A 16,163-nucleotide genomic window follows, 5' to 3' on the forward strand; every position below is an offset into this window, starting at 1 on the left:
ATTTAATATATCATAAAACATATTGTAAATCTTACAATAGATTTTAACAAGTAATTTTACAGATTTTTAATTTTCTTTTTCATCTATACTACTATCTACTAATATTTGCCTTGGTTTGCTACCATTTCTACCTGATATTATCCCTTTTCCCTCCATTTGTTCTATAATCCTAGCCGCTCTATTATATCCTATTCTAAGCTTTCTTTGCAAAAATGATGCAGAAGCTTGTCCTGATTCAATAACTAATTTTATAGCTTCATCAAGTAATTCGTCATAATCTGAATTCTTTTTTTCAAAGTTTGTATTAATTTCTTCCAATATTTCTTCTTCATAAACTACATCATTTTCATGATTTTTAATAGAACCCACTACTTTCTCCACTTCTTCTTCTGATATAAAAGCTCCTTGTATTCTTACAGGCTTAGATTCTCCTACAGGATAGAACAACATATCTCCTCTACCTAATAATTTTTCAGCTCCAGATGAATCTAATATTGTTCTTGAATCAATTTGACTTGAAACAGCGAAAGATATCCTAGATGGAATATTAGCTTTGATTACTCCAGTTATTACATCTACTGATGGTCTTTGAGTTGCAATTACCAAGTGCATACCTGCAGCTCTAGCCATTTGTGCTAATCTAGCTATATATTCTTCCACTTCTCCAGGGGATACCATCATAAGATCAGCGAGCTCGTCTATTATAATTACTATCCATGGAAGCTTATCTTCTACTTTTCCCTTGCTAAATAAATCGTTATACCCTTCTATATTCCTAACATTATTTTCTGCAAATAGACTATATCTTCTAGTCATTTCATTTACAGCCCAATTCAGTGCTCCAGCGGCTTTTTTAGGATTAGTAACTACAGGTATTAGTAAATGAGGTATTTCATTATATACAATTAATTCTACCACCTTAGGATCTACTAAAAGTAATTTTACATCATCTGGAGAATATTTATAAAGCAAACTAATAATAAGTGTATTTATACAAACACTTTTACCTGATCCAGTTGCTCCTGCTATAAGTAAATGAGGCATCTTAGATAAATCTGCAACAACACAGTTTCCACCTATACCTTTTCCTAATGCAAAAGCTAAATTTTTATCAAAATTTCTAAAAGCAGGATCTTCTAAAACTTCTCTTAAATACACAGGTGATACAGTTGTATTAGGCACTTCTATTCCAACAGCACTTTTCCCTGGGATAGGCGCTTCTATCCTAATACTTGAAGCTGCCAAACTTAAAGCTATATCATCCGATAAATGTGTTATTTTACTAACTTTTACTCCTGGACTTGGTTGAAGTTCAAATCTGGTTACAGATGGTCCTCTAGTAACTTGTATAACTTTAGCATCTACTCCAAAACTAGCTAAAGTTTCTTCAAGCTTAGAAGCTATACTTATAAGTTCTCTTTTATTGTTTTTATTATTAATTTCAACTGGATTATAATTTAATAATTCCTCTGAAGGGTATATATATTCTGTTTTGTGATTATCCGATGCTTTTATTATTTTTTCATTCAATTCCTCATTAATTTTTTCTGCAGAAACTTCCTCTTCTATAACATTTCTATTACTTATATTATCTATAATTTTAGGCTCTTGATTACTATCTCCAGCTTTCATAAAATCTATAATTTTAAGCTTATTATTTATATTTTTTATAAAAGATTGTTCATCTTCGTCCTTTTCTTTTATATCAATAGATTCTTTTTCTTTAAAATCTATTAATGTCTTATCTTTCTCTTTTAGTGTATTAGTATTTTTATTTCTGTTTTTAAAGTTTTTTAATATATCATTTAAAGTTATTTGAGATATTAATATAAAAGCAATACTATAAATACCTATGAAAATTATATAAGAACCCATACTACCAAATAACTTATAAAGAGGTATATCTATCAAGAATCCTATAACCCCTGCATGTATATAATCTTGTTCCATATATAACCTTTTTAAAACATCTAACATTTTTCCTTCTTCATAATATTTATCAATGCTCATCATTTGGATAAAAAGAAGAGAGTTAATTATACACAATATTATGCCATAAAATCTTCTATTAAAATTCAATTTACCATTATTAGTTATAAAGCTTACCCCTAAAAGTATCAATACAATAGGTGCAACGTATGCTCCTATCCCCATAAGATAAATAAGTACTTTCTTTACAGTTTGTCCTACTAATCCTGCAGAATTTGTTGCAAAAACACTTAGAAGCATTAGTATTCCACAAGTTATAAGAACTATACCTTTAATATCATTGTGATATCTAGACTTTTCTCGATTTGTGCTTCTCTTCTTTTTATCATTTATTTTTCTGGCCATTATATCACCTCTATCTTTAGTTCTACATTTTAAATAAATAATCCTTTTTATATTATCATAAAGAAAACTAGCCAAGAATGAAATATTTGGCTAGTTTTCTTTTTTATTATCCTGAATCATTCTCTCTAATTTATTTATAGAATCACTAAGCCCTCCTACCTCATCTATAAGTCCATACTCTACTGCTTGATTTCCTATTAATATTGTTCCCATATCATTTAATAATTCGTCTGTTTGAAGCATCAACCTTCTAAGAGTACCTTTGGTTATCTTTGAAGTCTCTGTTATAAATTCAATTATTCTTTCTTGCATCTTATTAAAATACTCAAATGTCTGAGGTACACCTAATACTAATCCATTCATTCTTATTGGATGAATAATCATAGTAGCACTAGGAGATATAAATGAATAATCTGCACATGTAGCAAGTGGCACTCCAATCGAATGTCCTCCTCCAATAACTAAAGATACTGTAGGTTTACTCAAGCTTCTTATCATCTCTGATATAGCAAGCCCTGCCTCTACATCTCCTCCTACTGTATTTAAAATTATTAAAACACCTTCTACACTATCATTCATTTCAATAGATACTAATTGAGGAATTAAATGCTCATATTTAGTAGCTTTTGTTTGGGGCGTAGATATAGAATGACCTTCTATTTGGCCTATTATAGGTAATACGCTAATTCTTTCAGGAAAACTTGTAACATTAGGTACTCCTAATTCTTTTATTGTATCTGTTTTTGTGTTTTTTTCTTCATTATCTATTATTTTTTCACTCACTGCCACTCCTCCTATCTAAACTTATTCTTTACTTAATGAGGAATGACTATTCATTTTATTTATTTTCTAAATTAAATTCTTTATGAAGTGCATTTATAGCTTCTTGTGTATACCTAGATTCTACTAAACACCATATTGTTGTATGAGAATCTGCTGTCTGAAAAATTTCAATATTCTCTTTTGTTAAAGATTTTAAAATTCTAGCCATAACTCCTGGTATTCCACACATACCAGAACCTATAATAGCTATCTTACTACAATTATCAATATGAGAATATTTTAAATTTAGCTTTTTCATTATAGAATCAACCTTTGCTAAATCACTATGATTTATTGTAAATATCTTCTGATTCGTAAACACATTTATTAAATCTATACTTATTAAATTTTCTGCGAGCTCAGGTAATATAGTATGATAATTATCATTATCATGATTTTTTGATAACTCTACTTTAATTTGAACTCTATCAGTCATATGAGTTATTCCAGTTACAGGCTTGTTACTATCTAAGTCACCTACATTATCAATAGTTGTTCCTACACACTCACTCATTGTATTCTTTATAACTAGAGGTATATTACCTTTCATAGCAATTTCTACAGCTCTAGGATGAATTACCTTAGCTCCTTGGTATGCAAATTGAGAAACTTCATTATAACTCATCTCTTTTATAAGAGCTGCATTTTCAACTATTCTAGGATCTGCTGTCATAATTCCATCAACATCTGTGTATATATGAATTTCTTCTGCTTTTAAAGCCACACCTAGTATAGCTGCACTAACATCACTGCCGCCTCTTCCAAGTGTAGTTAAGAACCCATCTTCATTCTCGCCTTGGAACCCTGTTACAACTGGTATTTTATCTTCTTTTAACAACTTCATTAAATTATCTGTATTAACATTTTTTAATTGTGCATTACCAAACTCATTATCAGTTATAATTCCAGCCTGGCCTCCTGTAAGCGGAACTGAATCTATATCATGAGAATATAATTCGTTACATAAAACCACAGAACTTATTATTTCCCCACATCCCATTAAAAGATCTACACCTTGTTTATTTTTATCATTATTTTTATATTCGTCTGTTAAAAGCATTAAAAGAGAATCTGTAGCGTATGGTTGTCCTATTCTACCCATAGCTGACACAACTACAACTGGTGAATAACCAGATTCTTTAGCTTTAGCAATTTTTTCAACTACAGCTATTCTTCGTTCATGAGTAGATACAGATGTTCCCCCAAATTTTTGTATTAAAATTTTCATGTTATTCCTCCAAGTCACTTTATTTATTTATTCTTTTTAATTCTGATTCTTCTACATCTACTATTATAGTTCTCGCACCAATTTTATTTACATATTCCCAAGGTATCTCTAAAATTTCAGAATTAGAAAAAAAGTTAAAATGGGATTTACCATTATTTATTATCAAAAATTTCATTTCCCCATTTTCATCGATTATTATATCATTATTTGAAAGATAATTATATCTCTCCCCATTATTTATATTAATTATTTCATAATTTTCAAGTTCACTATAAAACTTACTATTATTAAATTCCAAATTCATTCCCCCTCTACTATATATATTATATATAGTATGATATATAGCAGAGGTATATTACTATATATTTATACTTTTATAATTTTTAAATGCCACTTTATCTTTTTCTAATACATTTAGTATTAGCTCTTCATCAAAATTTTGACCTACAAAAGCTGAATTTTGTATTCCAAGCTTAAAAGTATTGTTCATTACTCTTTGTAAATCTTCTTTATTTATAGAATCAACTTTATTCATTATATCTTCTGGTGTAATAATTTTATTTAAAAATAATGCAATTCTTCCATTTCTAAACATCCTACTACTAGTGCTTTCTAACCCTAAAATAAAATTACCTTTTATCTGCTCTTTTAACTTTAACAATTTAAAATCAGTAATTTCTGTTTTAGAAAAATCAATTAATTCTTCTTTTATATAATTTATTGCATCAATTGCATATATAGGATTTAGACTAGTATATATAGTAGTTATTCCGCAATTTATGTAAGGAGACAAATATGAATATATAGAATAACACATCCCTAAATCTTCTCTTATTTTCTGAAATAATTTTGATGATGCTCCACCACCTAGAATAGTATTTAATATCATCATAGGGTAAACATCATCATTACCTGTTTCTACACCCCTCAATCCTAATCCTATATGAAGTTGTTCTATTTTTTTATTTTGAAATAAGTTATTATTTAAAATCTGTGGTAATGAATAATTTGTAATTTTTTTATTATTACTATTCCATTCTCCAAAAAATTTTTCTATTATTTTATGTATATTATCTTCATCAAAATTACCACATATGGATATTACTGAATTTTCTGGTATGTAATATGATTTTACATATTCTAAAAGCATTTCTCTAGTAAAAGAACCTACAGTCTCTTCATTTCCCAAAATGGGTAAAGCAATTGAATCTTCACCAAAAGCAGCGCATGAGTGTAAATCTATCAAAACATCTTCTGGATCATCTTTGCTCATATTTATTTCTTCTATTACTACTTTTTTTTCCTTTTCTATATCCTCTACAGAAAATTTACTATTAAACAACATATCAGACAACAACTCTAATCCAAGTTCCAAATGAGAATTCAATACCTTTATGTAAAAACAAGTTGCTTCTTTTCCTGTAAAAGCATTTATTTGACCACCTAAGTTTTCAACAACTTCAACTATTTCTTTAGCATTTTTACTTTCTGTCCCTTTAAAAAACATATGTTCTATAAAATGTGAAATACCATTGTTTTTATAATTTTCATTTCTTGAACCATTTTCAACCCAAATACCTACAGTAGCAGAACTTACATAGTCTATTTTTTCAAATATAATTCTTAAACCATTATTTAATTTAAATAACTTATACATACGCCCTCCTGCTATATAAGCTAAAATTATAAAATAAAAAGGCATTTCAATGCCCTTCTACTTATCGCTTCATTTAATCATATTTTAGTTGTTTTGCTCTTCAGCATCTTTTGTTGAGTCTTGAATAGCATCCTTTCTTGAAAGGTTTATTCTACCCATTTGATCTATATCAGTAACTTTAACTAATATTTCATCTCCAACAGATACAATATCTTCAACTTTATTTACACGTTTAACATCTAGTTTAGATATATGAACTAATCCTTCTTTACCAGGTAAGATTTCTACAAAAGCTCCAAAGTTTGATACCTTAGTAACTCTACCTAAATAAACTTCTCCAGCAATAACTTCTTTTGCATAGCTTTCAATTAACTCTAAAGCTCTTTTACCTGATGGGTAATCTTCAGCTGTTACAAAAACAGAACCATCATCTTTAATATCTATCTTAACACCAGTTTCATCAATAATCTTATTGATAGTTTTACCACCACCACCAATTACATCCTTTATCTTGTCAGGATTTATTTTTATTGTAAATACTTTTGGTGCATAAACAGATACTTCTTCTCTTGGTTGTGGTATACATTCATTCATAACATTTAGTATTTGCATTCTAGCTTCTCTTGCATCATTTATAGCCTTCTTTATACATTCATTAGATAAACCAGCTATTTTTGTATCAACTTGTATAGCTGTAATACCTTTTTCTGTTCCTGCTACTTTAAAGTCCATATCTCCAAAGAAATCTTCAAGTCCTTGTATATCTGTGAGTATTTCTTCTTCTTTAAGGTCTTCACTTGTAACTAACCCCATAGCAATACCAGCAGCTGGTCTTATAATTGGAACACCTGCATCAAGTAACGCAAGAGTACTTGCACAAACACTAGCTTGAGAAGTTGAACCGTTTGAGCTTAAAACTTCTGAAACTACTCTTATAGCATATGGAAATTTATCTTCACTAGGAATTAAAGGTTCTAATGCTTTTTCTGCTAATGCACCATGGCCTATTTCTCTTCTATTTGGTCCTCTTAATGGTTTTACTTCACCAACACTATAAGATGGGAAATTATAATGATGCATATATCTTTTAGATGTTTCTTCTCCAATACCATCTAATATTTGTACTTCACTTATAGAACCTAGTGTAGCTACACTCATAACTTGAGTTAATCCTCTTGTAAATACTCCACTTCCATGAGTTCTAGGTAATATTTGAACTTCAGATGATAACGGTCTTATTTGCTTGAAGCTTCTTCCATCAGGTCTTCTTTCTTCATTTAAAATCATATTTCTTACTACGTATTTTTGAGTCTTATATACTATTTCACTTATGTCTGCAGCATTATCTGGATATTTTTCTGCAAATTCTTCATTTATCTTTTCTTTTACTTTATCTATAGCTGCATTTCTCTCATCTTTATCTGTAATGTACATAGCTTCTTTTATCATATCAAAGGCAAATTCTTTAACTTCTTTTTCAATATTCTCATCTACCTTGTATAATTCAACTTCTGCTTTAGTTTTTCCATACTGCTCCATAACTTCTTCTTGGAATTTAGCTATTTTTTTACATTCTTCAAATCCAAACATTATGGCATCACACATTACATCTTCAGGAATTTCAGAACCACCTGCTTCTATCATCATAACTCTGTCTTGAGTTGCGCAAACAGTTAAATCAAGTGTACTTTCTTCCCTTTGTTTTGATGTAGGGTTTATTACAAACTCTCCATTTAATATTCCAACAGATACAGTACCTACCGGAGTTGTAAATGGTATGCTAGATAGACATAAAGCTAAAGAAGCTCCATTCATAGCCAAAATATTTGGTAAGTTGTCTTGCTCAACAGATAGAACTGTACATACTATTTGAACATCATTTCTGTATCCTTTAGGAAATAAAGGTCTAAGTGGTCTATCTATAGCTCTTGCATTTAGCACTGATTTATCAGAAGGTTTACCTTCCCTTTTTATAAAACCTCCTGGTATTTTTCCTACAGAATACAATCTTTCTTGATATTCTATACTTAATGGAAAAAAGTCTATTCCTTCCCTTGGACTATCTGAAGCATTTGCATTAACAAGCACTACAGTATCTCCATAGCTTATTTTTAAAGCACAATCTGAAAGCATACCTAGCTTTCCAAATTCGCCTCTCAATTTTCTTCCAGCTATAGTTGTTTCAAAAACATGATTCATTTAATAACCTCCCTTCACACATATACAATACATAAATATATTATTGCCTAATAAATTTAACATATTAATGTTTTCTAAAATAATAGAGCGGTACTAGCCCGCTCTGAATTATTTTCTTAATCCTAATTTTTTAATTAATTCACGATATCTTTCAATTTCTGTATCTTTTAAGTAGTTTAAAAGACCTCTTCTTTTACCAACCATCATTAAAAGACCTCTTCTTGAATGATGATCTTTTTTATGTTCTTTTAAGTGCTCATTTAAGTGATTAATTCTTTCAGTTAATAAAGCAACTTGAACTTCTGGAGATCCAGTATCTCCTTCGTGAACTGCATATTGATTAATAATTTCTTGCTTTCTAGCCTTATCCATTCTCAACACCTCCGTTGTATTATCCCCTCTATCCCATGAATGCCGCTGGCCGTTCAGTATTCATAGCATAAGGTTCGCACCTCCAATTATAACAAATAAGTTACAAAATGTAAAATATTTTTTTGATGTTTTGCATAATTTTTATCTTTTTTTATTTGAGCTGAAAGTTCTTCTAAAGAATTAAATCTTTTTTCATCTCTTATGCGTTTTAAAAAATATACTTTTATATCTTCACCATATATATCTTTATTAAATTCTAACATGTGGGTTTCTATACTTAATTTTTTGTTTTTTACAGTAGGATTATATCCCACATTAGTTATACCTTTATAAGGTATACCATTGTATTCCACAACAGTATAATACACCCCACCCCTTGGCAAAACAAATTTTTTATCGTAATCTAAATTAACAGTAGGAAAATTCATTTTTCTTCCTACCTGATTTCCTCTTATAACTTTTCCTTCTAACATAAAAGCTCTTGTTAAATATTTATTCGCTTTTTCAATATCCCCTTCAGAAATAAGATGTCTTATACTAGAGCTACTTATTATTTCGTCATTTTCCTTTACAGGATCAATTACATAGACCTCAAATCCTAGTCTATCTCCCAATTCTCGAAGTAAATCTACATCTCCTAAATTTTTATATCCAAATCTATTATTAAACCCTACAACTACTCCTTGTACATTGTAACACTTAATTAGTTTTTCAACGTATTCCTCAGGCGTTATCTGCATAAACTCCTCATCAAAATTAGCATAATTAACTATATCTATACCAATATCATTTAAAAGTCTTGATTTAATTTCATTATTTATTATTAATTTAGGAGCTATTTCCTCATTGATAATAGTCAGTGGATGGTTTTTAAAGGTGAAAACCATACTTTTGCATTTGTTTTGTTTTGCCAAATTAATAGTTTTATTTATTAAACTGATATGTCCTAAGTGAAGTCCATCAAAACTTCCTAATGCTACATATGTTTTTTCTTTCAAACGCAAACTAAAATTATCTTCGTATATAATCATATCCCCAACCTCTATATCAGTAGTTTTTCCATTTTAAGTCCATAATCACTTCTTTTACCTAGGCCTAAAAATTCCTCATCCTGGCTATAAATCCTATACAATAAATTTTTCTCTATGCCAGCTAATAAGGATGTATCTTTAACTTGAACACCATTAATTAATAGTCGTTTACATTTATCATTTACTTTGACTTTACTATAGTCCGTTAAAGCTTCCTCTATAGAAATTAGCTTTTGCAAAAAATTTAATTCGTTTAGTTCTTCTAATAATATAGAATTATTTTTTGAAAAACTACCGCTCTCTACTCTCTCTAACGCCCACATAGAAGCTCCACATCCAAGTTTTTTACCTATATCATAACATAGGCTTCTTATATATGTACCTTTTGAACATTTAACTTCAAATTCCACATAAGGTAATTTAATTTCCAGAATATCAATATAATATATAGTAATATTTCTAGCTTGTCTTTCTATTTCTATACCTTTACGCGCAAGTTCATAAAGTTTCTTACCTTGTACTTTTATAGCAGAATACATAGGTGGTACTTGAGATATTTCACCTATAAAAGAATTAATTATGTTCTTTACGTCATTTTCTGAAACATTTACTTCATTAATTTCGAGTATTTTACCTTCTTTATCATAAGTATCTGTTAGAACTCCAAGTTTCATCTTAGCTTTGTATACTTTATTGCCTTTCATTATATAATCGACTATTTTTGTTCCCTTACCTATACAAATAGGAAGCACACCGCATGCTAAAGGATCTAGCGTGCCTGTGTGTCCTACTTTCTTAGTTTTAGCAATCTTTCTTACTGTTCTTACAACATCAAAAGATGTTATACCTATAGGTTTATAAATATTTATTACTCCGTCCATCATACCAACTCTTTTTCTATATCTTTAATTAGTATATCCTTAATCTCTTTAAAGCTATTATTAGTCGAAAATCCAGCAGCTCTTACATGACCACCACCGCCAAATTTTTCAGCTATTTTTCTTACATCCACTATATTCTTAGATCTTAAACTTACTTTTACTCCGTCTTCTGTTTCTTTTAACAAAATTGTTACTTCAACAGTATCAATCTTCCCCCCTATTGATACAATATCAGAAGTATCTCCTTTGTTCATATCATATTCTTCTAATATATCTTTCGTAAGTTCCATAATACAAATTCTATCTTCTAAAACTAAATACATCCCCTCTATAACCTTGCCTTGTAATTTCAATCTTGAATATTTCATATTCTCAAAAATATTTCTATGTATTTGAGAAAAATCTATTCCCGTATCAATTAAATGACCGGCTATTTTATGCGTTCTATAGGTAGTGTTAGAGTGTCTAAAAGATCCTGTATCTGTAAGCAGAGATGTATATAGGCAAACCGCAATATCTTTATCTATATCTACATCCATTAAATTAAAAAGTTCATATATTATCTCAGCTACTGCAGCTGCTTTTACATCAACATAATTTACATCTCCGTACATATCATTAGACAAATGGTGATCTATGTTTATTAAAGTATATTTTCTATTTTCTATATCGATATTAGAATTTATTCTATCTACATTGCCGCAATCAAGTACTATGACAGTATCCGTATCATCAATAACACAATCAATATTTTTCTTTACTTCTTGGCAAAATGGTAGATATTCAAAGGTTTCGGGTAGCAATTCTTTAGACATAATATATGCTTCTTTATTTAGTTTGAGAAGTCCCTGATACAATGCAAGTAAACTTCCCAATGAATCTCCATCAGGAGATGTGTGGCATGTGATGCCTATTTTTCTACTTTTTTCAATGAATTTAACTAAACTATTTAATTCCATTATTTATTCTTATCTTTCAAATCATAAAGAAGCTTATTAATATGCATTCCCTGCTCTATACTATCATCTAATTCTAATATTAATTCAGGAGTATACCTTAATTTTACCCTATGCCCTATTTCTCTTCTCATATATCCAGCTGCACTCTTTAAAGCCTCAAAACTTTCATTTTTAGATTCTTCATTGTTGCCAAAAACACTAACAAATACTTTGGCATATCTTAAGTCATTAGTTACCTCTACCTTAGTAACACTAACCATAGCTGTAAGTCTTGGATCATTTATGTCATAATTAATTAAATTGCTTATTTCTTTTCTAATTTCTTCATTAATTCTACCCAATCTATACTTAGCCATAAAATCGCTCCTTTTTATAGATGTTTAGGTTTTATTTCTTCCATAGTGTAAGCTTCTATCAAGTCGCCTTCTTTTATATCATTAAATTTTTCTACCATTATTCCACATTCATAACCTGAGGCTACTTCTTTAACATCATCTTTAAATCTCTTTAAAGATGCAAGCTTTGATTCAAACACTACTATACCATCTCTAATTATTCTAACATCACTATTTCTAACTATTTTCCCATTTAATACATAAGCACCAGCTATGGTACCAACACTTGAAATCTTATATGTTGCTCTTACTTCAGCAGTACCTAAAACTACTTCTTTATATTCTGGTTCAAGCATACCAATCATAGCTGATTTAACATCTTCTATAGCATCATATATAATCCTATATGTTCTAATGTTAACTCCTTCTTTTTCTGCAAGAGTAGCTGCATTATTAGAAGGTCTTACATTAAATCCTATAATTACTGCATTTGAAGCTGCTGCTAATGTTACATCTGTTTCACTTATAGCACCAACGGCTCCATGAATTACTCTTACCTTTACATCTTCAGTAGATAGTTTTTCTAAGGATTGCTTAACTGCTTCAGCTGAACCTTGAACATCAGCTCTAACTATAACACTTAATTCTTTAACTTTACCTTCTCTTATTTGACTATATAAATCTTCTAAAGAAACCCTATTAGTAGATAGATTCTGTTCCTTTAATTTATCTTTTCTTTTTTCAGCCATATTTCTAGCTGTTTTTTCATCTTTAACTACATTAAATCTATCTCCTGCATCTGGTACTTCTGATAATCCAAGTACCTCTACTGGAATTGATGGACCTGCTGATTTTATTTTTTTACCTTTATCATCAAACATAGCTCTTATCCTACCATAAGTAGAACCAACTATTATAGAATCTCCTGTATTTAGTGTACCATTTTGAACTAACAATGTCGCTACAGGACCTCTACCTTTATCAAGTTTAGCTTCTATAACAGTTCCTTTAGCCATTCTAGTAGGATCAGCTTTTAATTCTTCCATTTCAGAAGTTAAAATAACCATTTCAAGTAAAGTGTCTAATCCTTCTTTAGTATGAGCTGAAACTGGAACACATATTACATCTCCACCCCAATCTTCTGGTATAAGATTATATTCAGTTAGCTCTTGCTTTACTCTATCTATGTTTGCTCCTTCTTTATCTATTTTATTAATTGCTACTATTATAGGAACTTCAGCAGCTTTACAGTGATTTATAGCTTCAGCTGTTTGAGGCATTATACCATCATCAGCAGCTACAACTAATATAACAACGTCAGTTATTTGCGCTCCTCTTGATCTCATTGTTGTAAATGCTTCGTGCCCAGGAGTGTCTAAGAATGTTACTTTCTCTCCATTTACATTTACAGTATAAGCACCTATATGTTGAGTTATTCCGCCTGCTTCTGTTGCTGTAACTTTTGCTTTTCTTATAGCATCAAGAATTGATGTTTTACCGTGGTCAACATGCCCCATAACAGTAACAACTGGTGGTCTCTTTTCATTTCCTACTTCATCATCATCTTCTTCTTGTTCTAGAATACCAGAAGTATCTTCTTTTCTCACAACCATAGCATTAAATTTTTCACCTAATTTTTCCGCTGTATCAAAATCTAATTCTTGGTTAATTGCAGCCATTACTCCCATAAACATTAATTCCTTAATTACTTCATTTATAGGTTTATCTAATTTATCTGAAAAATCTTTTACCGTGATTGTATCTTCTATCTCTATTATTATTTCTTCTATATCTTTCACTTCCTTTTCTTGAACACTTTCTTCATTAGTTATATTTTCATTTTTAGCATTTTTCTTATTTTTTTTCTTTTTAGCATTTACAGATTCATCCAATTCTTCTTCGTACTCATCTATAATACTTTTGCCTGAACCATTCTCCTTATTGCCTGTTGCTAAATCTTTATTTTCTTCAAAAATTTCTTTTATAAGTTCGGCATCTTCTTCTTCTAACACACTCATGTGATTTTTAACTTTAATACTGAATTCAGTTAATAGTATATCTATTAACTCCCTACTTGATATATTTAGTTCTTTTGATAATTCATAAACTCTTATTTTAGCCAAAACATTCACCCCCAATAAGTATTTGGTATCTGCAAAACACTGCAGTTTAGCCAGGCTATAGCTAATTAATATATCTTGGTAAAAATATATTATTTTTCATTAATTTCATCTTTTAATCTATTATAAATTTCCTCAGTTATTCTTATACCTAAACTCTTTTCAAGTCGTTTCGTTTTAAAGGCAGATTGTAGACAATTACTGTCCTTGCATATATATGCCCCTCTTCCAGGCTTTTTACCTGTTAAATCTACGGATACTTCATCTTCCTTATTTTTAACAACTCTAATTAAATCTTTCTTTGGTTTCATTTCTGAACATCCCGTACACATTCTTTGGGGTATCTTTCTTACTTTCATACATAAACTACCACCTTTCAAAAGAATTTCTTATTCAGAAACCTGAGATTGGCTTTTTATATCAATCTTCCACCCAGTTAATTTTGCCGCAAGTCTAACATTTTGGCCTTCTTTACCTATAGCTAAAGATAATTGGCTATCCTCAACAACTATCTTAGCAGACTTGCTTTCTTCATCTAATTCTACATCTACAACTTTGGCAGGGCTTAGTGCATTTGCTATGTATTTTTCAGGCAACTTATCCCATTTTATTATATCTATTTTTTCATTTCTTAGTTCATCAACAATATTTTGAACTCTCATACCCTTTGGTCCTACACAAGCACCTGTAGCATCTACATCTTCATCATGAGAGTATACTGCAATTTTCGTCCTAGAGCCTGCTTCCCTAGCAATACTTTTTATTTCCACAATACCATTGTATATTTCTGGCACTTCTAATTCAAATAATCTTTTTACCAGACCAGGATGAGTCCTTGAAACTACAATTTGAGGTCCTTTTGTAGTATTTTTAACTTCTACGATGTATAATTTTAATTTACTATTAAAATTATATTCTTCACCAGGCATTTGCTCATTAGGACCTATTACCGCCTCAATTTTACCTAAATCAACAAATACATTTCCTTTGTCTTTTCTTATAACTATTCCTGTGATTATATCATATTCTTTGGCTACAAACTCATCATAAATAACTTTTCGTTCAGCTTCCTTGATTCTTTGGATAACAACCTGTTTAGCTGTTTGCGCAGCAATTCTCCCAAACTTTCTAGGAGTTACTTCAATATCTACAACATCATCAATATCATATATAGGACTTATTTCTCTGGCATCTTCTAAAGACATTTCATTCACACTTGATACTTCTTCTACAACTTTCTTCGATGTATATACATGAATTTCTCCATTGTCTCTATTAATAGTAACTTTTACATTTTGAAGATTTCCACCTACTTTTGCATAATTTTTCTTATAAGCAGAAACTAATGCATCTTCAACAGTATCAAATAATAAGTCTTCACTTACTCCTTTTTCTTTAACAATTTCTCTCAAAGCTTCAATAAATTCTGCATTCATTTTAAATTCCTCCTCAAAACTCCCCTTTTAAAATTATCCTTTTAATTCGATCTCTAGGTACAGAAATTAATTTTCCTTCAGCCTCTATTTGAACAATTTCATTATCAAAGCTTACTAAATTTCCTTCATATTTCTTGCTTCCATCAAATAGTTTTGATAGTTTAATCATAATGGTATTATTTATATATCTATTTAGATGTTTATCAGTATACAATATTCTTTCAATACCTGGAGAAGATACTTCTAAATAATATCCATCTACAATAGGATCTTCTTCATCAAGCATATCACTTAATCTTCTACTTACTTTCTCACAATCCTCTAGAGATATTCCTTCTTCCTTATCTATATATACTCTAAGGTAATTTTCTCCTTGTTCTTTAACATATTCTATATGATATAACTCATAGCCTAATTGTTCAACAATAGGTGTTATAAGCCCATTTAGTTTATCTAATAAAACATTTTTTTTCATAGTTCTAGCCTCCTTACTTCATAATCTTAGTCTTTACAATTTCTTTTTAAATAAACAGGGTTATTAGTTTCAGGTGGAGTTTTTTATTTCACCTGAAAGCTATTAACATAATTCTTTTAGGAGTTTCACTCCTTAGAAGTCGTTATCTTTTAAAAGAACCAGTTATCCATAATCATACCATTCTTTACTTTCACTAAAAAAATGAAAGTATTATAATGGTTAAATATCGGATAAACAGATATTAATTTAAAAACGCAACAAACCGTTGCGTTTTTACAAATGTAAAGAGTGGGCTTTAACCCACTCTTCAGTTC

15 protein-coding genes are annotated in these 16,163 nt (G+C 29.8%); all 15 read right to left on the reverse strand.

The annotated features are described in order from the left end of the window. Window positions 1-66: 66 nt before the first annotated feature. Window positions 67-2,334, reverse strand: a complete 2,268-nt coding sequence (locus OW729_RS06450; RefSeq protein WP_268060659.1) for an FtsK/SpoIIIE family DNA translocase — start codon at window positions 2,332-2,334, stop codon at window positions 67-69. 90 nt (window positions 2,335-2,424) lie between these two features. Further along, window positions 2,425-3,105: a ClpP family protease gene (locus OW729_RS06455; RefSeq protein ID WP_326498362.1), complete on the reverse strand. Its 681-nt coding sequence runs from the start codon at window positions 3,103-3,105 to the stop codon at window positions 2,425-2,427. Window positions 3,106-3,172: 67 nt separating this feature from the next. Beyond that, the gene (dapG, locus tag OW729_RS06460; protein WP_268060660.1) at window positions 3,173-4,384 is read right to left on the reverse strand and encodes an aspartate kinase; all 1,212 of its coding nucleotides are present in this window, start codon (window positions 4,382-4,384) and stop codon (window positions 3,173-3,175) included. A gap of 19 nt (window positions 4,385-4,403) precedes the next feature. Next, a complete protein-coding gene (locus OW729_RS06465) occupies window positions 4,404-4,688 on the reverse strand; it encodes a YlmC/YmxH family sporulation protein (RefSeq protein WP_268060661.1) in 285 nt (94 codons plus the stop codon). A 54-nt stretch (window positions 4,689-4,742) separates the two neighbouring features. Then, complete coding sequence (locus tag OW729_RS06470; protein WP_268060662.1) at window positions 4,743-6,041, reverse strand: M16 family metallopeptidase; 1,299 nt, start codon at window positions 6,039-6,041, stop codon at window positions 4,743-4,745. An 84-nt stretch (window positions 6,042-6,125) separates the two neighbouring features. Beyond that, window positions 6,126-8,240, reverse strand: coding sequence for a polyribonucleotide nucleotidyltransferase (locus OW729_RS06475; RefSeq protein WP_268060663.1), 2,115 nt, complete (start codon window positions 8,238-8,240; stop codon window positions 6,126-6,128). A 108-nt stretch (window positions 8,241-8,348) separates the two neighbouring features. Further along, the gene (gene rpsO, locus OW729_RS06480; protein WP_268060664.1) at window positions 8,349-8,612 is read right to left on the reverse strand and encodes a 30S ribosomal protein S15; all 264 of its coding nucleotides are present in this window, start codon (window positions 8,610-8,612) and stop codon (window positions 8,349-8,351) included. An 86-nt stretch (window positions 8,613-8,698) separates the two neighbouring features. Further along, on the reverse strand, window positions 8,699-9,643 hold the full coding sequence (locus OW729_RS06485) for a bifunctional riboflavin kinase/FAD synthetase (protein WP_268060665.1): 945 nt from the start codon (window positions 9,641-9,643) through the stop codon (window positions 8,699-8,701). Between the two features lie 11 nt (window positions 9,644-9,654). Then, window positions 9,655-10,524, reverse strand: coding sequence for a tRNA pseudouridine(55) synthase TruB (gene truB, locus OW729_RS06490; RefSeq protein ID WP_268060666.1), 870 nt, complete (start codon window positions 10,522-10,524; stop codon window positions 9,655-9,657). Beyond that, entirely contained in the window at window positions 10,524-11,483 is a 960-nt protein-coding gene (locus OW729_RS06495) for a DHH family phosphoesterase (RefSeq protein WP_268060667.1), read from the reverse strand. Before OW729_RS06495 ends, truB begins: the two co-directional genes overlap by 1 nt. After that, window positions 11,483-11,839 (reverse strand): 30S ribosome-binding factor RbfA, encoded by a 357-nt coding sequence (gene rbfA, locus OW729_RS06500; protein ID WP_268060668.1) that lies wholly within the window; start codon window positions 11,837-11,839, stop codon window positions 11,483-11,485. Before rbfA ends, OW729_RS06495 begins: the two co-directional genes overlap by 1 nt. A gap of 14 nt (window positions 11,840-11,853) precedes the next feature. Beyond that, window positions 11,854-13,941 carry a translation initiation factor IF-2 gene (gene infB, locus OW729_RS06505; protein ID WP_268060669.1) on the reverse strand — a complete coding sequence of 696 codons (2,088 nt, stop codon included), beginning with the start codon at window positions 13,939-13,941 and terminating at the stop codon, window positions 11,854-11,856. Between the two features lie 89 nt (window positions 13,942-14,030). Next, on the reverse strand, window positions 14,031-14,297 hold the full coding sequence (gene rnpM, locus OW729_RS06510; RefSeq protein WP_268060670.1) for an RNase P modulator RnpM: 267 nt from the start codon (window positions 14,295-14,297) through the stop codon (window positions 14,031-14,033). Window positions 14,298-14,327: 30 nt separating this feature from the next. Next, a complete protein-coding gene (nusA, locus tag OW729_RS06515) occupies window positions 14,328-15,374 on the reverse strand; it encodes a transcription termination factor NusA (RefSeq protein ID WP_268060671.1) in 1,047 nt (348 codons plus the stop codon). 13 nt (window positions 15,375-15,387) lie between these two features. Further along, the gene (rimP, locus tag OW729_RS06520; RefSeq protein WP_268060672.1) at window positions 15,388-15,849 is read right to left on the reverse strand and encodes a ribosome maturation factor RimP; all 462 of its coding nucleotides are present in this window, start codon (window positions 15,847-15,849) and stop codon (window positions 15,388-15,390) included. Between the last annotated feature and the right edge of the window lie 314 nt (window positions 15,850-16,163).

It is taken from the genome of Clostridium brassicae (assembly GCF_026738875.1).
GTDB lineage: Bacteria > Bacillota > Clostridia > Clostridiales > Clostridiaceae > Clostridium_H > Clostridium_H brassicae.

Coding starts and splice junctions, on each gene's coding strand:
- OW729_RS06450 (WP_268060659.1), bottom strand. CDS start 2,334: ATGGCCAGAAAAATAAATGATAAAAAGAAGAGAAGCACAAATCGAGAA.
- dapG (WP_268060660.1), bottom strand. CDS start 4,384: ATGAAAATTTTAATACAAAAATTTGGGGGAACATCTGTATCTACTCAT.
- OW729_RS06465 (WP_268060661.1), bottom strand. CDS start 4,688: ATGAATTTGGAATTTAATAATAGTAAGTTTTATAGTGAACTTGAAAAT.
- OW729_RS06470 (WP_268060662.1), bottom strand. CDS start 6,041: ATGTATAAGTTATTTAAATTAAATAATGGTTTAAGAATTATATTTGAA.
- OW729_RS06475 (WP_268060663.1), bottom strand. CDS start 8,240: ATGAATCATGTTTTTGAAACAACTATAGCTGGAAGAAAATTGAGAGGC.
- rpsO (WP_268060664.1), bottom strand. CDS start 8,612: ATGGATAAGGCTAGAAAGCAAGAAATTATTAATCAATATGCAGTTCAC.
- OW729_RS06485 (WP_268060665.1), bottom strand. CDS start 9,643: ATGATTATATACGAAGATAATTTTAGTTTGCGTTTGAAAGAAAAAACA.
- truB (WP_268060666.1), bottom strand. CDS start 10,524: ATGGACGGAGTAATAAATATTTATAAACCTATAGGTATAACATCTTTT.
- OW729_RS06495 (WP_268060667.1), bottom strand. CDS start 11,483: ATGGAATTAAATAGTTTAGTTAAATTCATTGAAAAAAGTAGAAAAATA.
- rbfA (WP_268060668.1), bottom strand. CDS start 11,839: ATGGCTAAGTATAGATTGGGTAGAATTAATGAAGAAATTAGAAAAGAA.
- rnpM (WP_268060670.1), bottom strand. CDS start 14,297: ATGAAAGTAAGAAAGATACCCCAAAGAATGTGTACGGGATGTTCAGAA.
- nusA (WP_268060671.1), bottom strand. CDS start 15,374: ATGAATGCAGAATTTATTGAAGCTTTGAGAGAAATTGTTAAAGAAAAA.
- rimP (WP_268060672.1), bottom strand. CDS start 15,849: ATGAAAAAAAATGTTTTATTAGATAAACTAAATGGGCTTATAACACCT.